The sequence below is a fragment of the Cohnella yongneupensis genome (assembly GCF_042655785.1).
In the GTDB taxonomy this organism is placed as follows: Bacteria; Bacillota; Bacilli; order Paenibacillales; family Paenibacillaceae; genus Cohnella; species Cohnella yongneupensis.
In genome coordinates, this window is record NZ_JBHSNC010000057.1 from 65,734 (window position 1) to 85,320 (window position 19,587).

At 53.5% G+C, this 19,587-nt stretch carries 12 protein-coding genes; 11 read left to right on the forward strand and 1 reads right to left on the reverse strand.

Going from position 1 to position 19,587, the window contains the following annotated elements; all coding sequences use genetic code 11:
- The first annotated feature begins 77 nt into the window (after positions 1–77).
- Positions 78–974 carry an HD domain-containing protein gene (locus ACFPQ4_RS21660; protein WP_378114003.1) on the forward strand — a complete coding sequence of 299 codons (897 nt, stop codon included), beginning with the start codon at positions 78–80 and terminating at the stop codon, positions 972–974.
- Here the strand turns inward: ACFPQ4_RS21660 and ACFPQ4_RS21665 are convergent.
- The gene (locus tag ACFPQ4_RS21665) at positions 971–3,127 is read right to left on the reverse strand and encodes a YhgE/Pip family protein (RefSeq protein WP_378114004.1); all 2,157 of its coding nucleotides are present in this window, start codon (positions 3,125–3,127) and stop codon (positions 971–973) included. The genes ACFPQ4_RS21660 and ACFPQ4_RS21665 overlap by 4 nt on opposite strands.
- 213 nt (positions 3,128–3,340) lie before the next feature.
- On the opposite strand from ACFPQ4_RS21665, the gene ACFPQ4_RS21670 reads away from it, so the two are divergent.
- The 10 genes from ACFPQ4_RS21670 to ACFPQ4_RS21715 all read left to right on the forward strand — a co-directional run bounded on the left by ACFPQ4_RS21670 (position 3,341) and on the right by ACFPQ4_RS21715 (position 19,582).
- Positions 3,341–4,630, forward strand: a complete 1,290-nt coding sequence (locus ACFPQ4_RS21670; RefSeq protein WP_378114005.1) for a right-handed parallel beta-helix repeat-containing protein — start codon at positions 3,341–3,343, stop codon at positions 4,628–4,630.
- Positions 4,631–4,738: 108 nt separating this feature from the next.
- Complete coding sequence (locus ACFPQ4_RS21675) at positions 4,739–5,461, forward strand: sugar-binding protein (RefSeq protein ID WP_378114006.1); 723 nt, start codon at positions 4,739–4,741, stop codon at positions 5,459–5,461.
- 140 nt (positions 5,462–5,601) lie between these two features.
- Positions 5,602–6,984 (forward strand): ABC transporter substrate-binding protein, encoded by a 1,383-nt coding sequence (locus ACFPQ4_RS21680; protein ID WP_378114007.1) that lies wholly within the window; start codon positions 5,602–5,604, stop codon positions 6,982–6,984.
- Between the two features lie 160 nt (positions 6,985–7,144).
- Complete coding sequence (locus ACFPQ4_RS21685) at positions 7,145–9,220, forward strand: beta-galactosidase (protein ID WP_378114009.1); 2,076 nt, start codon at positions 7,145–7,147, stop codon at positions 9,218–9,220.
- A gap of 25 nt (positions 9,221–9,245) precedes the next feature.
- Entirely contained in the window at positions 9,246–11,333 is a 2,088-nt protein-coding gene (locus tag ACFPQ4_RS21690) for an alpha-amylase family protein (protein ID WP_378114010.1), read from the forward strand.
- A gap of 39 nt (positions 11,334–11,372) precedes the next feature.
- Positions 11,373–13,508 carry a right-handed parallel beta-helix repeat-containing protein gene (locus tag ACFPQ4_RS21695; RefSeq protein WP_378114011.1) on the forward strand — a complete coding sequence of 712 codons (2,136 nt, stop codon included), beginning with the start codon at positions 11,373–11,375 and terminating at the stop codon, positions 13,506–13,508.
- A 142-nt stretch (positions 13,509–13,650) separates the two neighbouring features.
- Entirely contained in the window at positions 13,651–14,769 is a 1,119-nt protein-coding gene (locus ACFPQ4_RS21700) for an ABC transporter ATP-binding protein (RefSeq protein ID WP_378114012.1), read from the forward strand.
- Between the two features lie 25 nt (positions 14,770–14,794).
- Entirely contained in the window at positions 14,795–17,770 is a 2,976-nt protein-coding gene (locus ACFPQ4_RS21705; RefSeq protein WP_378114013.1) for an extracellular solute-binding protein, read from the forward strand.
- Entirely contained in the window at positions 17,757–18,677 is a 921-nt protein-coding gene (locus ACFPQ4_RS21710) for a carbohydrate ABC transporter permease (protein WP_378114014.1), read from the forward strand. The genes ACFPQ4_RS21705 and ACFPQ4_RS21710 overlap by 14 nt, the downstream gene beginning before the upstream one ends.
- Before the next feature lie 2 nt (positions 18,678–18,679).
- Positions 18,680–19,582, forward strand: a complete 903-nt coding sequence (locus ACFPQ4_RS21715; RefSeq protein WP_378114015.1) for a carbohydrate ABC transporter permease — start codon at positions 18,680–18,682, stop codon at positions 19,580–19,582.
- Positions 19,583–19,587 lie beyond the last annotated feature (5 nt).

Consider the following 19,587-nt stretch of genomic DNA (forward strand, 5'->3'; position numbering starts at 1 on the left):
TCGGCATTGATGGAAATAGGAGGGGATTTCTATTTTGTAGAGAAATGTAACATTAACGATGAAGAAGGGGTGTTCCAATGACGCTTATCGATCGTGCAATCGAATTTGCCGCCCATGCCCATCGCAAGCAGACGCGTAAAGGAACGAAGATCCCCTACGTGAGTCATCCTTATGCCGTAGGAATGATTTTGCAGCGGGCAGGTTGCAAGGAACAGGTTGTCGCCGCGGGCATCCTGCATGATACGCTTGAAGACACGGATACGAGCAGCGAGCAATTGCTGAAAAAATTCGGTCCCGTCGTGCTAGAAATCGTGGAAGGCTGCTCCGAGCCGGACAAATCGGCGACTTGGGAGGAGCGCAAGCAACATACGCTAGATTACTTGAGAGATGCATCGCTTCCAATTCGGATGGTCGCTTGCGCCGATAAACTGCATAACATACGTTCGATTAAACGTGATTTGGACAAACATGGTCCGGAAACTTGGTCGAGATTCAAACGGGGGCGCGATCAACAGCTTTGGTATTACACGGGACTCATCGAAAGTCTCGGATACGCCTCTAGATTCCCGTTGCTAGACGATCTGCAGGACGAGGTCGCCGAGGCGTTCGAGATTGAACTGGACTCGCAAGATTGGAAGTCGCTCCGCAAAAACAAGAAGTTTTTGGCGGCTGCGTTCGAGACGGTAGACGGTAATCCGGATGTCCTTCAGGCGAAAATGCAGTATTTCAAGAGAGTGAAGGGTGCATGCGAACTGATGACGATGGTTCATGAGTGCGCGTATCCGGTCTCGCCGGAATACGAGGAACCCTACAATCGGTTGACTGAATATTTTCGGAAGCGGGAACTGCTGCTTTCAGACGGCAACGAGGAATTGGACAAGACGATCGGGTTTTGCGCGGTGTTGATGCAATCGCTGAACATGTATCCGTCGGAGGTTTATCATTATTTGGCAGCGAGGAAATCCCCGTCCTAATGGATGAGGCCGCTTTCTTTCGCCTTGCGCACCAAGGCGGCCGATGCTCTATTAATCCGTTCCTTCAGCACGACTCCCAGCACGAAAGCTATTCCCGCGAAGATAGCTATAGCTTCCATATCGCGCACCGCTATATCCCACAGCATTCCGCCGACGGCTTCTCGCATGAGGCTGATACCGTACGTGAACGGAAGGAAAGGATGGATCGCTTGGAAGAAGGGAGCATGCACCTCGATCGGGAACGTTCCGCCGGATCCGGCGAGCTGGAGGACAAGCAACACGATCGCGATAGCCTTGCCGACGTTGCCGAAGACGGAGACGAGCGTGTATACCATGAACATGAATACGACGCTAAGCAATATGCCGAACAGAACGAAAGGTAGCTTATCCGCCACATAGGCGTGCAATAGAAACAAATCTCCGAAGGTTACGATGATGGATTGTGCTATGGCCAACGTCGCGAAAGTAAGGTAGCGGCCTAAATAGACCTGATAGCTTTCGTACGCGACTGCAGATCCGTGAATTTCAACAGGGATCAACGACACGAGCAGCAGGGCTCCAACCCATAACGATAGCGTAGTAAAAAACGGCGACATCGCCGAGCCGTAGTTCGGAACGGGATATAATCGCGTCTCCTTCAGAACGACCGGTTCGGCGAAAAAATCGCTCTCCTGCTCGGCACTGCGCGTAAGCAAAGCGATCAGCTCGTCCAAATTCCCTTCTTTCTCTAGCTGGCGGATCCGATCCGCAAGCGCCTCGATTTTCGATTCCGCCGCGGGCATCGCCTGGCGGATCCTCGCTAACTCTTCAGCACCGCGAACCAATCCTTTGCTAGCATCGCTCACTATCCCTTCCACGTCAGGAAGTCCCGCAACGGCGTCGGTCAGCACGCGTTGCGCCTCGTGCGCAGCGACCTTAGCGCGGTCTGCGGCTTGTCTGATTCCTGGCGCGATCTCAGCGTCGTAACGTTTTAATATTTCCGTAAGCTCGGAAGAAGCGCGCCCGGAGAGGTCGCTAATCTTGTGCGCTAACGTCTGCGAAGGCTCTTTGTTATTGGCAAGCGCCTCGCGAATACTGGTAGCCGCCTGCAACTGCTTCTCAAGAAGGTCATATACGGATTGAACCCGGGTTGAAGCGGAAGACAACAAAGGTTGTTCAGCTCCGAGCTTATTCAACCCTTCGAGTGCTTGGAGGAGTCCTTTCGACGTGCCGACGGCTGTCGTAAGTCTCGGGATCGCAAGGTCTGGAAGGTCTGCAACTTGCTCGGGATGATCGGCAAGAGCTGCTTGTAGAGCTGCGCCAGTTTCCGTTATGTAGCGCGCGGTTTCCTCGAGCCGCTGTAATGTCTGCTTAAAATCCGGAACTGCCGTATCCAGCGCAATTGAGCTGCTCTCAAGAAAATTCGCCGTACGGGAAGCGGCGTCGGCGCCTTGCTTGGCAAGCTGCTCTACGACCGGAAGATCGTCCTGCACCTTGCGAGCGATCTTTTCCGCTTTGGCTACATCGTTCTGCGCAACCTCGATGGAATGATTGATTTCGGGAATCATCGATTCTAGCCGGAATACGGTATCTCGCACTTGTTCGATCGCGGGCTTATTCGTCTGAAGCTCGCCGCCGATTTCATTGAGCACACTGAAAATCGCTTCGTTCGCTGTCTTCACGAATTTGCCGCGGACCTCTTCGACGATACCGCTCGCCCCTTTGGCCGTAATCTTCGGAGCAATGGCATTGATTTTCTCGTTAACGGTATAGCCGATTTCCGCCTTCTGCGGTTTGCCCACCAGCACCGTAGCGATCTTGGCCGAGAAGTCGCTCGGAATCGTAACCGCGGCATAGATATCCCCATGGCGTACCTCGTCCAACGCTTGCTCCCCGTCCATGAACACCCAACCGATCGCTTTATTCGAGTTCAAAGCCGTCACGATCTCGTCACCGAGCCGAATGTTTCTTCCCCGAACAGTCGTCCCCTCGTCTTCGTTCACCACTGCGACCTTGAGTCCTTCGGTATGGCCGTAGGGGTCCCACGACGCTTCAATGTTGAACCAAGCATACAAAGACGGAAGAAAAACGAGACCAAGGATGACGACCGCGGCAGCGGTGTTGGTCCAAAGCTTGCGCATGTCGTTCCAGTAAATGTTGCCGATCGGTCCCACGGCTTGTCCTCCTGGCATGGATGATTGCCTATTTTATCCTCTTTAGTATTGCTGAAAGTCGAGGAATCCACACAAGTAGAGTTAGTGCTCCTAATGTTCAATCGTTACGCGGTGATTCCTTGCCGGCTTTATTGCACACTATCTTTACATCGAACCTATTATCATCAAGTCGAGATCATTTTCAACGGATATCCGACAGGAGGATGTAGGGAAATGGATTATTATGTAAGCCTAAATGGCGAGGATCGCAATTCCGGCAAATCGCCACAGGAAGCTTGGAGCACGATTGATAGGGTGAACGAAGAAAAATATAATAGCGGCGATCGGATCCTTTTTGAAGGAGGCAAATCTTTCGCGGGCACCGTTCGCATCAAGGATGTCACCGCGGAAGAACCGGTTGTCATTTGTTCTTTCGGTGACGACCGCGCGCTGATTGACGGGGGGGCCGGATCGGGAATCGTAGTGGATCGTTGCAACGGCGTACGGATAACGTCTATCGACGTGCGGGGAGCAGGGCGGAACGCGGGGAACAGACAAGGCGTCGGAATAGGGCTGATCGATTCCAGCCAGATTGACATTGATCAGGTCAGAGCAACGGGATTTCAAAAAGCCGGCGTTGCCATAGACGGCTGTTCGCACATTCGCTTGACGCACGTACTAGCCCAAGAGAACGGGTACGCCGGAATCACAACCTTCGGACGACGATCGCACGAAATCTATATCGGCTATTGCAAAGCGATCAACAATCCGGGAGATCCGACGATCACGGACAACCACAGCGGCAGCGGAATTGTTCTCTTCAACGTTCAAGACGCAATGGTGGAGTATTGCGAAGCCGCGGAGAACGGGTGGGATATGCAGCAAATCAACTCCAACGGGCCGGTGGGCATATGGACGGCCTGCGGAGCGGACAGAGTTACGATACAATATTGTATCTCCCATCATAACCGGTCCCCTCAAAGAGACGGTGGCGGCTTCGACTTTGACGGCGGAACGACGAACAGCCTTATGCAGTTTAATTATGCCTACGAGAACAATGGTTGCGGCTATTTGCTTTGCCAGTACGGCGGCGGAGATCCGGTCGTGAACAACACCATTCGTTATTGCATAAGCGAGAACGACGGCCAAGGAGACCATAACTCGGGGATCTATACGTATCTGGCGGACGGCAGAATCTATGATTGCGATATTCACAACAACGTGATTTATAACGAACACGGACGAGGGTGCGTCGTCGGGGCAATGCCCGACTCCAGGTTCAGCAACAATATTTTCATCCTCAAAGGCTCGGGGGTCCATGTCAAAGAAGCGGAGTTCGGATCGTTCCAAGGAAACGTGTATAGGACGATCGACGGGCCGACCATGATGGACGAGACAGGCACCTTAAGCGCCGAACCCGAGATGCTGAAGGAGTTGGAGAAGGTGTGGGCCATGAGGGTCGAATCGCCGTTAAGACAAACGGGACTTCATCTTAACAAGACTTTCGGAGTGCAAGCGGAATAAAAACATGCGTTTTCGATTTAAGCGCTTACAAACCTACACGCGATATTCACATCCGTTTTCTTATAATGCAAGGGTAAGTAGATAATTATTCCATGGAGGTCATGTCCAATGAAAAGTCTGAAAAAGTGCGTTACGGGTTTTGTATCCTCTGCATTGATTTTCGGTGTGGCAAGCGTTGCTAGTGCCGCTGCACCTGCCGACGCCAGCATCGGTTACGCTCAAAAGGCTCCGGTTATCGACGGCAAAGTAGACAAGGCTTGGAGTACCGCCAAGTTACACAAAATAGAAAACTTCCCGGCTCCGACGCCTGGAAACAAATTCACGGCTCCTAAAGACGCAGCGGATTTGTCCGGTTCGTGGAAAGCGATGTGGGACGACAAAAACCTTTACATCCTGGTCCAAGTAACCGACAACAAGAAGGTTAAAGACATCGCTCCACCTAAAGGCGACGGCATTGAGCTGTATATCGATCCGGACAACAGCAAGGACAACGGTATGGGCGTTAACGACAGCGTATGGCAATTGGGCTATGGCTCGGACAAGATGGCTGGATGGACCGGCAACAATTGGGCAACCCCTGACGTAAAAGGCGCTAAGTTTAAACAAACCGATACGGACAAGGGCTATATCGTCGAATACGCTATTCCTTGGAAGAACGTCTTGGGCAATAAAATCGGCACCTACAAAAAAATCGGTTTCGACGTCATGCTCAACGATAACGACGACGGCAAAGACAAGCATGCCAAGCTGTCCTGGCATTCGAAGTCCGATGACGCTTGGGAAAAAGCATCGTTGATCGGCACCGTGCAATTGACCGGCAAGAAGAAATAATACGATACAAACGAGAAGGAGGGGCTTGCTACCCTCCTTTTTATTTCAAATTATTGTTCACATCAATTTCACAAGAAGGCGTTTATACTTGAAAAGGAATACAGAAGATAGGCACCGACTTTCTAATTGGGGGGTTAACCATGAACAAAGCATTGTATAAAATCGTAGGCGGCGCCGTTATGACCGGTCTGATCGCCGGATTGGTTACCGGTTGTTCCGGCAGCAACAATAACGCATCCAACACTCCCTCGGCAAGCCCGGCAGGCTCCGCGGCGCCATCGGCGTCGGCATCCGCTCCGGCTTCGCAAGAGGTTGCGCAATTCCCGACCGATAACGTAGAACTATCTTTCTATTATCCGTTCGGCGAAGATACTTTCAACACGACGATCAAAGCTCCGCTGGAAGCCAAGTATCCGAACATTAAATTGAATTTCGTAGATAAGATGAACGATGAGGATATTAGCCAAGGCATCGTTCCGGACATCATGTATTTGCAAGGCATCACCAAAATCGATGAAGACCTCATGCCCAAAAAGCTTGAATTCGATCTTCAACCGTTCATCGACAAATACGGCATCGATCTAAGCCAAATCCAACCGAACCTGATCAAAGACATTAACCGCCGAGACGGAAAGCTATACGGCATGCCGTATATGATGATTCCGGACGCTTTGTTCTACAACAAAGACATCTTCGATAAACTCGGCGTCGAATATCCTAGAGACAGCATGACATGGGACGAGATCGTCGATCTCGCGAAACAAGTGACGCGCAACGAAGGCGGCGTTCAATATCGCGGATTAGACTTCGACTATCCGTTTACTTTGCTGGACCAATACAAGCGCGACGTACCGGATACCGTGGAACCGACGTTCTCGACGCTTAACAAAGAGGTTTATCAACAATGGATGGACCGCGTTAAAACGATTCTTTCGATTCCGGGCAACTATCCGAGCGATCCGCAAGAACGTTCCGGTAAAATGCTCATGTGGGGAAGCGCCTTCCTGAACGATAAAAACGTCGCGATGTATCCGTATTGGGACTTCACGCGTAACTTGGCTGATGCTGTAGACCAGGGCGCCGGCTTTAACTGGGATCTCGTATCGTATCCGCAACTGCCGGAAAACCCGGGCGTTGCGCCGACACCGTTCACTCACGTATTGACCGTAAGCCCGGTAAGTAAATATCCGGACGCTTCCGTTCAAGTACTCAGCTACTTGATTAGCGAAGACTATCAAACGCTGCTATCCAAAAAAGCATGGGGCGGTCCGATTCTCACGAATCCGGCAATCCAAGATGCGTACGCTACCGAGGATCCGCGGTTTGCCGGCAAGAACATGAAAGCGATGTTCGCATATCCGCCAGCCGATCCGTCCACGAAGCCGCCGGTTCGCAACTTCGAATTCGATATTTTGTGGAACGGCGTGTACGACTTGGCCAAAATGGAAAAAGACACGAACACGCTACTGACCGAGTGGCAAGACCAAGCCGCCAAAAAAATTCAAGAAAACAGCGGCAAATAAGCACGAAGAAAGAGGCGCGGGATGCGCCTTTTTTTATTCCCGAAATGCGCGAAAGGGGTCGCGATTGCGGATGGAGAAAGCCGAGAATGCTTTACATCTTGTTCACACCGCATCCTGTATACTGTCGGGTAGATGGCAGGACAAAGAAGGAGGAACTTACGTGAAAGTACATAAATCATACGGTGGCGAGCACTTTCTGTATGGGGTTTGCTACTTCCCGGAGCACTGGGAGCAATCGATGTGGGATGACGATTTCCGGCGCATCAAAGAAATGGGGATGAACGTCGTCCGCATGGGCGAAGGGGCTTGGAACGTATGGGAGCCCGAGGAAGGCCGATACAGCTTCGAGCTGTTCGACCAGGCCATCGCGCTCTGCGTCAAGCATGACCTGAAGGTTATTCTGGGAACGCCGACGTATACGCCTCCCGCATGGCTTACCGAAAAGTATCCCGAGGTACTGCGAGTCAACTTCGAAGGGGACGCGATGACGCACGGTTCCCGTCGCCATTATAACTATACTTCGCCGGTGTACGTGGACTTGTGCCGCAAAATCGTCACCCAGATGGCGGAGCATTACAAGGATCATCCGTCCGTCATCGGTTGGCAAATCGATAACGAATTCAATTGCCATATGGACGTTAGCTTTGCCGAAAGCGATCATGTCGCGTTTCGTGAATGGTGCCAACTGAAATACGGAAGTCTAGACGAGCTCAACCGGGCTTGGGGCACCGCGTTTTGGGCGCAAACTTACACCGACTGGGGCCAAGTTTACTTGCCTCGTCCAACGGCTACCTACCACAATCCGAGCCTGCTGCTTGATTTCTACCGATTTACATCTGATACGGTCGTCGACTTCGCGCGCGTGCAATACGATATTCTCAAGGCTGCGGCGCCGCACCAGTTCATTACCCATAACGGGTTGTTCAGCAACCTGGACAATGAGAAATTAACCCGCGAGGCGCTCGACTTCATGTCTTACGACTCTTATCCGGCGTTCGCGTTAAAGCGCAAAGATCGTCCTAAGCACTTCCGCGATCGCGGTATGGGCCTTTCATTGGGACGCGTAAGAGGCCATTCCGAGAAATTTCTGATTCTGGAGCAGCAAGCAGGACCGGGCGGTCAAGTCGGCGGCGTGCTCAGCGGTCCGGAAGATTATTTGCTCATGACGCCGAAGCCGGGACAAATGCGCCTATGGGCGTGGCAGTCCATCGCGAACGGCGCGGACGGCGTGCTCTTCTTCCGCTGGAGAACGGTACCGTACGGATCGGAGACGCTGTGGCACGGGCTGAATCATTACGGCAACCAGCCGAACTGGCGATTGGATGAGGCCAAGCGTCTCGGCGAAGAGATTGCAACGGTTAAAGAGCTGCTCCTGAACAGCCGCGTGAAGGCAACGGCCGCGCAATTATACGACTACGATAACGAGAGCCATTGGAAAATCGAACGGTTCACCGCCTGGGAAGGCTGGAGCAGCGTCGAATCGATCTACCAGGCGCTGAACGAGCGGCATGTTACGGTGGACCAGCTATCCTATCAACATTTGAGCGAGACCGACGAGCTCGTCCGGAAATATGCCGTAATGTTCTACTCTAACGCCCAACTGCTGAACGAAGAAGACGTGCGGTTGCTTCGGGCTTATGTAGAACAAGGCGGAACGCTTGTGTTTGGTCCGCGAAGCGGCTATAAAGACCGCGACAATCAAGCTTACATGCAGGCGTTCCCTGGCGTGATCAAAGAGCTGGCCGGCGTGGAAATAACGGACTTTACTATGGTGGATAGCGACGAGCCGTCCATGATGTCGTTCACGGGCGAAGAAACCGAATGGCCGGCGCCTGCCTTTAACGAAATCGTGGAGCCGCGCCAAGGCAATGCGGAAGTGCTCGCGCGTTATACGAAGGATTATTACGCGGGCAAGCCGGCGATCGTTCGCGTGCCAGTAGGCCAAGGCGCGGTCGTCTACTGCGGCGCGTATTTTACGCCGGACAATACGTCGGCGTTGCTCGACCGTCTAGGTATCGTGGACCCGATAGCCGCGTGGGCTGAAGTGCCGCTGGAAGTCGAAGTCGTCGCCCGGGAAGCGGATGGCAAGGAGCTCTATTTCTTCTTTAATTATTCGGCAAGCGCTATGTCCGTCACGTTCAAAGAAACGGTCTCCGATTGCCTTTCCGGACGCGAGCTAATGGGCGCAGCGGAAATCGAGCCATACGGCGTTAAGCTAATTGCGCGCAAACCTTAATTCGTCGCGAGAGGAGCATTCGAACATGAATCCAGTAATGAAGATTTACGCGGAAGGCATGGAAGCGACGGGAGCGGACATAGCGTTGCCGGTCGATCCGATGCCGGGAAAGGAACTGCCTAGCCCGGTCATCTATGAGGTTGAAGCGCAGGGCATCCGCTTCCGCTTCGCCTATAGGTACAAATACGCCGAGACGGCCTCCGTCATCGAGAAAACCGTTCGCGTCTCGCATTTGGGCGGGCAACCGTTTTGGATCGTCAAAATGGGGCTTAGCGTCTACGAGACTTCCGCGACGGAACGCTGGAGCGGAGGTGGAACGGGGCAACCGGCGTTTGCCGGGGAAAGCCGGTTCGCGGCTGTCCGACACCCGCAGGCAAAGGTTGATATAAGCGAGGATGGCCGGAGCGTCAGCTTATGCCAACATCCGGGCATGAAGCTAACCGAAGGTGAGTCGTGGGATAGCTTCACGGTCGTTATCGGACAATCGGAATCCGGGAATGCGCGCGACTTGCTGGATAAGTATGTTCGTTCGACGGCCAAGTTCCGTCCGAACACCGTCAAAGTATACGGAGACTGGGCGCTTCACGACGAACTCGCGGAACAAGGGCGCAACGTCGAGCTTACGGAGAAGATGACCCGAGATAATCTTAAGCTTATGCGGAAGCTGCGCGAGGAACACGGCATCGCGTTCGACTATTATTTGATCGATCACGGCTGGTACAGCAAGCATAGCTTGGAGCAAGTGAAGAAGCCCAATTTCGAATCCGAAGGGCTCGCATGGGTATCGGAGCAACTTCGCGACATGGGGATGAAGTTCGGCCTTTGGTTCCCAGTCAACACGTATTTCATCAACGACGGGATTTATTGCGGCGTTGCCCGCGAAGGCGTTGAAGACGACTACCAGATGCATTGCTTGCACGCCTCCCACGGCGAGCGCTGGAAGAAGGCGCTGCTGAACGCGGTGGAAAATTGGGGCGTGCGGTTGATCAAGCTTGATTTCACCAATTTGCATTGTACGGACGCGACCGGACACGGATTGACCGACGCGATCGACAAAGAACTGCTGCATCAAGCGATTCTCGAGCAAGAGACGTCGGCGCTCCTAGGCGTCCTGTCGGACGTCTATGCCAGCCATCCAGACGTGATGTTCGCCGCCTTCAACGGGTTCGTGGCTTCTCCTTGGTGGCTCGAATTCATAGACACCTTGTACATCGGAGACGTTAAGCCGTGCGCCGTGCCGACGATCGGCATTCGGCCGAGCATGAACGTGTTTACGGCGCAGAAGCTAGAGCAATACGGACGCTCGAATGTTCCTCGGGATTATTTGGACGACTGCGGCACGTTCGTCGGCGAGACGACGACCAATTTCTATATGGGGCGAACCGATTGGCGCAGCCAAGCGTTGCTAAGTCTCGGACGCGGCATGAAAGCGATCTGGTATTACGGCGATTTGGGCTTATTGAACGCCGAGGATTTAGTCTTCCTTAAAGCGATATTCGACGAACACCCCAAGCGCGATGGCGCATTTCCTTCGTTCACGGTAGGAAGCGCGACAGGCAATGAGCCGTTTATGTTCGTGCACGACGATTATGCTGCCGTATACAATCCGACATTGGCTCGGGTTACGGATAAGTGGAACGTCCAGCACCCGGCGAAGGGCGAATTGACGGTTCGATTCGATTTAGCTCCATACGAGGCCCAATGGATTAGCCTGGAGGAGCACAACAAAGTCATCTTCTCCAGCGAAAAACAGCTTCCTTCCGGCGTAAGCGGCGTACCGATCGATACGGTTAAGGACGACGGAACGGGCCGTTATGCGCTGGCATCCGAAAATGGACAAGGCCAATGGGTGTTTTTCCCTACTTTCAAGAGGGATGGCCAGAGCGTCTATTGCAATCGTCCGTTCGAGCAATGCGAGGTAGAGTCCAATTATCCGGTCAAAATATTGCCGGACCACCACGTCTGGAGCACGATCCCGTGGCTTGCGCTCATCGTGGACGTGCCAAGCGCTGGCGGAGAAACGCCGTGGCTGAAGCTTACGCCGAAAGGCGATTGGAACGGATGCGAAATATCGCATGTTTCCTGGTGGTTGTCCCAGTCGGGTAACGCATAGCAATCTAAGCGAAAATTAGAATAGACCGGGAGCGATCTTATGTCGGCAAACTTTACGAGAACGATTTTCGTGTCGCCGAGAGGCAACGATTTCAATGATGGCTTATCGATGGACAAGCCGATAAGGACGTTGGCTAAGGCTGCGCAGTTGGCGCCGTCCGATGGAGAAGCAGTTCTGCTCGAAGGCAACTGCGTGCATGAAGGCATGCTGCAATTCACGAATATTACAGGCGTTACGATAGGCGGTTACGGACCGGGACAACCGGTCATCCGCTCGGGCAACCAAAGCGGCGTCGTGTTCGAAAACTGTCGGGATATGACCTTGACTGGCGTTAAGCTGATCGGCGCAGGGTGGAAGGTGTTGAACAATAGCCACGGCGTGCTTGTGCGCGGGAGCGGTCGCGTGCTCGTTCAGAACGTGGAAGTGACGGGGTATCATGCGGCGGGCATCGAAGTTCATTCGTCCAAGGACGTGCGAATTATCGGATGCTTCGCCCACGATAACGCTTCGGTCGGCATATACTCCGGGGGAACGCCGGAAAGCGAGAACGTTACGATCGCCTTCTGCAAAGCCTACGATAACGCGGGGGATTATGCTGTACGCGGCAATCATAGCGGCAACGGAATCGTCATCGGCAACACGAACCATTCGGTAGTCGAGTTTTGCGAAGCCGCGGGCAACGGGTGGGCGCAAAGACAGACTAACGTTAACGGACCGGTCGGCATCTGGTGCTGCGTCGGCGCGCGGGACGTCGTCTTCCGTTGGAACATAGCGCGGCACAATCGTACGCAACCGGGCGCGATCGACGGCGATGGCTTGGACATCGACGGAGAGGTGCGCGACGGCTTGATGGAGTACAACTACACGTACGGCAACGAAGGCGCCGGCTATTTGCTCTGCGAATATTGGGGAACCGCATCCGACGTGCTATGGGAAAATAACCGCATGCGCTACAACGTCTCCTTCGAGGATGCGATCCGAATTCCCGGTTACGGTCCGCTGAACTATTCGGCGCCTCGCGACGTTCCGTTCGAGAAAATGTACGTCGAACGCAACTTGTTGTCCGCAGGACCGAAGCTCCACGCGGTATACAACTATAATTTAGCCGACACCGTCAAAGATCTGAACGTTACCGACAATATCTTCGTCACGGACGGCACCCGGGCGATCAACGACGAGAACGACAAAAATACGCGGTTCGAGAACAACGTGGCATTGCTCGACAACGCGGTCCGCGAAGATATCGCGAAGCACGCGCCGCGTCTTACGGACGCTCGCGATTTACCGAAGCAACCTGTATACGCGCAGTTGCAGAACGGCAATGCCGCCGAAATATTAAAGCGCGAAGGCGCATCGGCCATGTTCGTGCAGCGACCGGCCGCAGCGGCTCCGCAAGGTACCACGATGATGATGTTGCGCATGGACGGTCTGGATTTGGAAGGCTGCGACCAGACCGGCGACCTCCGGCTCTCGTACGATAGCATCAAACCTGGCGTATCCACCCGAATGAGCCGGGAAGGCGACGAGTTTTACACTCCGCTCACTTGGTGGACGAAGGGGCGGCGGAACGTGATTCGCGCCAAAGCGCGCTTGCAATCCCCCGACGTGAAGGCATGCTTGTTCCTTCGCGACGCCGACGGGACGGAGCAGAAGGCGTATTTTGCGGGAACCGTCGCAGCCTACGGCATTGCAGAATTGGAATTCGTCGGCGGAGACGCATGGGGGAATCCCGGCAAATTCGTCGGCATTCGGCATGAAAGCGGTCATGGGAGCGTGTTCGTGGACTCGATTGAGGTGATCGAGCTTCCAGCCGATAGCGACTACCGTGAACAATCGGACTTAAACGCGCTGAGCCAATGGAACAGCTGTGGGGACGGGGAGTCGGGAGCCGATGCGATTTTGTTGCACGGGGCTGGCAGCGGAATCCTGCGCGCGTATCCATGCGGAGGCAAGAAGCTACGCATTACGGCAAGCTGCAGAACTGAAGACGGCGAAGGATTGCTGCAAGCGCGAAGCGGCGGGACGCAACAAACCGCGGCGATTACGGCCGATTCATGGACGACGGTAAGCGTCGAAGTTCAACCGGATGGCGGCTCCGTAGACATAGGCTTCTGGAACGTAGGCCGACCGGCGGGGAAAGTTCTGATCAAAGAGATCGCGATCGTCGAAGCGTAATCATAGTCCGTCTTAATCGAGGGGTTTCCTTAAGTCATACACATATGACTTGGGGAAATCCCTTTCGCGTTTACACACACCTACTTCACACGGCGGATTTTATAATTAGATCAGTCATTTTTTGAGTTGGGAGCGAAACCTTATGGCGCGAATCTTATTTAATCACCTCTTCAAACGATATGGTAAAAATACAGATCCGGTCGTCAAAGACTTCGACGTGGAAGTCGCCGACAAGGAATTTTTAGTGTTCGTAGGACCGTCGGGCTGCGGAAAGTCCACCGTTCTTCGTATGATCGCCGGTCTGGAGGATATCTCCGAGGGCGAAATTTATATCGGGGACGAGCTCGTTAACGATCTTCCTCCTAAAGACCGCGACATCGCGATGGTTTTTCAAAACTATGCGCTTTATCCGAACATGTCCGTCTATGAAAATATCGCGTTCGGACTTCGACTCCGCAAGATGTCGAAGCACGAAATCGATTTGAAAGTAAAAAAAGCGGCGCGGATTCTCGAAATCGAGCCGTTTCTAGAACGCAAGCCGAAGCAATTATCCGGAGGCCAACGACAGCGCGTCGCGCTTGGACGGGCGATCGTACGCGATCCGCAAGTGTTCTTGATGGATGAGCCGCTCTCCAACCTGGATGCCAAGCTTCGCGTGCAAATGCGGACGGAAATCATTAGCCTGCATAAGCAACTTGGGGTTACGACGATCTATGTTACCCATGACCAGACGGAAGCGATGACCATGGGAGATCGAATCGTCGTCATGAAAGACGGCGTCATTCAACAGGTAGACACGCCCGAGAAAATTTACAATACCCCCGCCAATATGTTCGTAGCGGGCTTCGTCGGTTCGCCGCCGATGAACTTCGTCGAAGGTTATCTACGCAGAAACGACAAGTCCTACCGCTTCGAGACGAACCGCTTCGATTTGGAAGTTCCTCAAGGAATCGCGCTAGCCCATTCCTTCGAGCGGTACGTCGATAAGACGATCGTGCTGGGGGTTCGACCGGAGAACATTAGCGTCGATAGCATCGTACTTGAAGCATTTCCCGGCTGCGTCCTGCAGGGTGTACACAAAATCAGCGAGCTGATGGGAGCCGACCGGTACCTCTACCTGGAGATCGGAGCCAAAAAACCTTTGATCGTAAGGACGAGCCCGCGCAATGCTTACGACGAAGACGCCAAAGTGACCGTCGCCGTCGAGATGAGCAAGGCGTTGTTCTTCGATCCTTACTCTGGAGTCCGCATCTCGGATTGATACTGCATAGATGAAGGTGATGACTTTGAGAAAATTCGGCATCAGTAAAAAATCCATGTTCATGGTTTTGGCAGTCATCGCCGTGCTCGCGTTAGGAATCTGGGGATATGCGAGAGTGACGGCGGGCGATTCGAACGGTATTTCCCAGCCGGCGTCTTTGGACGCTCTTTATACTTTGAATCTGCTTCCGGAAGTGAAGGACAATTCGCTATTGGAAGTTTATTACGCGGAAGCCTTGCAAGCTTGGGAGAAGGCCGGAATCAATGACGTTGCGGATACGGAAACCGTCGACGTGGACGCAGTCGGAACGACTGCTCACTCCGAGCAAAGCGCGCTGAGTACGGAGACGTTTGATCAACGGGCGAACGTGCTGTCGTGGCGCAACGTCGGCGAAGGCTGGATCGAATACGTAATCGACGTCCCGTTCGCCGGTTTGTACCAAATGGATCTGACGTATCATCCCGTCATGGGCGAAGGCGGCAGACCCGCCGTCATCGGCATGCAGATCGACGGCGCATATCCTTTCCGCGAGGCGCGTTCGATGGAGCTGAAGCGGGAATGGCGCGATGAGCTTCCTCTGAAGCTCGACGATAACGGCGATCATATACGGCCCAAGCAGCAGGATGTAAGCGGATGGATGACGCAGCCGCTTAAAGATTCGACCGGCTCCTACGCGGCTCCGCTGAAGTGGTATTTGACCGCAGGTAAGCATACGATCCGGATCAATAGCTCGGACGCCATGTATATCGCGACCCTTCAGGTGAAGGCGCCCGACGCGCCTAAGCCCTATTCCGAAATTGACGGACAAGGGCCTAGCGGAACGTCGGCTGAGACGATCGTGCTCGAAGCCGAACAAATGTCAGCGAAGACGGTGTCTTCGATCCAGATGGACTCGGATCCCGACCCGTTGTCCAGTCCGAAGGCCGGACGTCATCTCCTGTTCAACTTCGTCATGACGTACCATAATTCGGACGCGGTTTCCTGGAAAGTCCAAGTGCCGGAAAGCGGACGGTACAAGCTGGTATTAAGAAGCAAGCAAGACCGGATCATCAACAAAGCGTCCTTCAGGACGTTATATATCGACGGTCGAATTCCGTTCAGCGAGATGTACGCGTATAAGTTTCCTTACGCGAAGGGATGGAACGCTACCCCGATTCAGAACGATCAGGGCGTTCCTTTCGAGTTCGCTTTGGAGAAAGGCGAGCACACGATCACGCTCGAGACGACCCATGCGCCGCTACAACCCTATATTATCGTCCTCAACAAATTGTCCGCTACTTTGAAGACGATCGATGCGGACTTGAAGAGGCTGACGGCCGACCAAGTCGATACGAACCGGACTTGGTTCATCGAGCGGGATATGCCGGACTTGCCGGAACGTCTTCGCATGGTTACCGAGCAACTTAAGCAGCTTCGCGTCGAGATGGAGCAGATCAACGGCGGAGACGAGTCCGTTCGCGGGCTGGACGGTTCGATCAGGGATTTGGAGGCGTTGCTGAAATATCCGGATGAAATTCCGAACAAAGCATCCTCGGTTACGGTAGTGATGGAGCATCTCGCTACTTTGCCTAAATCGTTTATTTTCCAGCCGCTCGAATTGGATCGGATTTACGTTGCTCCGGTCACGGCGGAATTACCGCGAATGCAAGCCGATTTCATCGAGAGAACGAGCGCGGCGTTAGGTAATTTCTTCGGCTCCTTCAGCAAGAAAACGACGCTTTCTTCGGATAAAGACGTGTTGAACGTGTGGATGTATCGCGGACGGGATTACGTCAATCTGCTTCAGCAAATGTCCGATCAGCTGTTCACGCCGCAGTCGGGTATCAAGGTCAAAATCAATCTGATCTCCGATCCGACCGTGCTAATGATGTCTAACGCCGCGGGCAACCCGCCGGATGCGGCCATCGGCGTGCCTCAGAACACCCCGTACGAAATGGCTTTGCGTCACAGCGCGGCGGATCTATCCAAGTTCAAGGGCTTCGATAAGACGATGGCAGATTTCAATCCGGGTACGCTGCTGCCTATGTACTATAGCGGGGGGTATTACGGCATTCCGGAGACGCAGTCTTTCAACGTCCTGTTCTACAGAAAAGATATATTGGATCGGTTAGGCTTGAAGGTCCCGCAGACGTGGAACGACGTCATCGCCATGCTTCCGACGTTGCAGCAGAACAAAATGAATTTCTTCGTCAGCTCCAACGACATGATTCAATACTTTTACCAGAACGGGGCCGAATTTTTCTCTCCCGACGGTCATAAGACGGCGCTCGATACGCCGGAAGCGTTCAAGGGCTTCAAGCAATGGACCGATTTATTCAATACGTACGGGATGGATATGTCGGTATCCAGCTTCTATCAGCACTTCCGCGACGGGGATATGCCGATCGGGGTCGCGGATTTCAATACGTACATCCAGATCAAATCCGCGGCTCCCGAGCTGGACGGCTGGTGGGGAACCGCTCCGATTCCGGGAACGAAGCAAGCGGACGGCACGATTGCCAGATGGTCCGCCGGCTCGGCAGCCGTGCCTTCCACGGCTTCTCTCATCAGCGAGAATTCGCAGAAGAAGGATCAGGCTTGGGAGTTTCTCCAATGGTATATGTCCGGCGAAGTGCAAGACCAATTCGGACAGCAGATGGAATCGTTCTACGGTCCCGCCTACCGCTGGAATTCGGCTAACGTGGACGCCTTTGCTCGACTCCCTTGGGAGAAAGACGATTTGAAAGCGATTTTGGAAACGTGGGCTTGGATCAAAGAAGTTCCGAACGTTCCCGGCGGCTATTTGTTAAACCGCGAGCTGAACAACGCTTGGAATCGCACCGTCGTGGACGGCATGAATTACCGCGTATCGCTTGAGCAGTCGATTAAGGAAATCAACCGAGAACTGACCCGCAAAGATCGTGAATTTACCCGAGTGGATCCGGATAGGTACCGTAGCGGGGCGAATTTGCCGCTAATCGATCATCCTTGGGAAGGCGTGAATAAATATGCTTCAAAGTAGATTGGGCCGTCTAGGCGCACGAATATGGAAAAACCGCTTGGCTTATTTGTTCATTGCTCCTTTCATGCTCTGTTTCATTACGTTTATTCTGATTCCGGTATTGGCGGCGTTCTTGCTAAGCTTCACGTACTTCAATGGCGTCGAATCGCCGAAATTTATCGGCTGGGATAACTTCTCTAATCTGTTGTCCCAGGATCTGACGTTCCTGCAGTACGCGTTGCCGAATACGATCAAGTTCGCCGCCATTGTTGGACCGGGAGGCTATATTGCCGCTTTTATTCTCGCATGGCTAATCGCTCAGCTCCCAAGCAAGGGGCGCGTCTGGTACACGCTCGCCATGTATACGCCCTCGATGACGGCCGGCGTTATTATGACGGTCGTATGGATGCCTCTACTTTCCGGCGATAGAATGGGGTATTTGAACAGCGAGCTGCTTAGCTTCGGCTTGATCAGCGAGCCTCATCTTTGGGTGACGGACAAGCAGTATTTGATGGACTCGATGATCGTCGTCTCGATCTGGTCCAGCATGGGCGTCGGCTTCCTGGCGATGCTGGCCGGCATATTGAACGTCAATCCGGAGATGTACGAGGCTGGCAAGCTCGACGGAATCAAAAACCGGCTCGAGGAAATTTGGTACATTACGATCCCGTCGATGAAGCCGCAAATGCTGTTCGGAGCGGTTATGGCGATTACCGGCACGTTCCAGACGGGGTTTCTCGGAGAGACGTTGTCCGGCCAGAACCCGACCCCGCAGTATGCCGGTCATTTGTTGATGAGTCACCAGCACGATTTCGCGTTCGTCCGTTTCGAGATGGGTTATGCATCCGCCATTTCTATCTTCTTGCTGCTGCTGATGTATTTGGCTAACAAGCTTGGATGGACGTTATTCGGGTCGAAGGAGGAGTAGTCATGAATAAAACAAGCAACCTATTCCGCCGGCCCGCGTTGTTTCGCCGCCAACAGAGGCTGTTCCGCATGGACCGCTTCCAAAAATTCCTTGTCGTGTTCATGACGTTATTCAGCCTATTGATGCTGATCCCGCTCGTGTATATATTCAATAACGCCTTAAAGCCGTTCCAGGAGCTGTTCGCGTTCCCGCCAACGTTGTTCGTCCGGCATCCGACGTTGCACAACTTCCTGGACCTGATCGCGGTTACGCAATCTTCGGTCACTCCGATCAGCCGCTATTTGTTCAACAGTATCGTCGTTACTGGGCTTGCGGTCGTCGGCGTAACCGTCGTAAGCGGGATGTGCGCCTATCCGTTGTCGAAGATGAAGTTCCCGGGCCATAATCTCGTGTTCGGCACGATTCTTCTGACGCTGATGTTCGCTCCGGAAGCCGTATCGACGACGCGTTATATCGTCGTTACCCATATCGGCATCATGAATACGTATTGGGCGCATCTGCTGCCGCTTATGGCTGCGCCGGTTGCCGTGTTTTTGTTCAAGCAGTTCATGGACCAAATTCCGAACGAGCTGCTCGAAGCGGGCAAAATGGACGGCGCCAAAGAACTGACGGTGTTTTTCAAAATCGTCATTCCGATGTGCATGCCGGCCGTAGCCACGGTAGCGATCTTGACGTTCCAAGCCGCTTGGAGCAATACGGAAACGTCATCGCTGTTCATGCAGGACGAGTCGATGAAGACGTTCTCGTTCTACATCTCGACGTTAGTCTCCGGTGCTTCGGCGAATATTGCCAGGACGGGAACGGTCGCGGCCGCGGGTCTAATCTTGTTCATTCCGAACTTAATCATTTTCTTGATTTTCCAGAGAAAAGTAATCGCGACTATGGCCCACTCCGGGATCAAATAAAGGCA

Excerpts from the sequence above, each read along its gene's own strand:
- ACFPQ4_RS21660 (WP_378114003.1), top strand. The coding sequence starts at position 78 with ATGACGCTTATCGATCGTGCAATCGAATTTGCCGCCCATGCCCATCGC.
- ACFPQ4_RS21695 (WP_378114011.1), top strand. The coding sequence starts at position 11,373 with ATGTCGGCAAACTTTACGAGAACGATTTTCGTGTCGCCGAGAGGCAAC.
- ACFPQ4_RS21675 (WP_378114006.1), top strand. The coding sequence starts at position 4,739 with ATGAAAAGTCTGAAAAAGTGCGTTACGGGTTTTGTATCCTCTGCATTG.
- ACFPQ4_RS21680 (WP_378114007.1), top strand. The coding sequence starts at position 5,602 with ATGAACAAAGCATTGTATAAAATCGTAGGCGGCGCCGTTATGACCGGT.
- ACFPQ4_RS21700 (WP_378114012.1), top strand. The coding sequence starts at position 13,651 with ATGGCGCGAATCTTATTTAATCACCTCTTCAAACGATATGGTAAAAAT.
- ACFPQ4_RS21715 (WP_378114015.1), top strand. The coding sequence starts at position 18,680 with ATGAATAAAACAAGCAACCTATTCCGCCGGCCCGCGTTGTTTCGCCGC.
- ACFPQ4_RS21670 (WP_378114005.1), top strand. The coding sequence starts at position 3,341 with ATGGATTATTATGTAAGCCTAAATGGCGAGGATCGCAATTCCGGCAAA.
- ACFPQ4_RS21710 (WP_378114014.1), top strand. The coding sequence starts at position 17,757 with ATGCTTCAAAGTAGATTGGGCCGTCTAGGCGCACGAATATGGAAAAAC.
- ACFPQ4_RS21690 (WP_378114010.1), top strand. The coding sequence starts at position 9,246 with ATGAATCCAGTAATGAAGATTTACGCGGAAGGCATGGAAGCGACGGGA.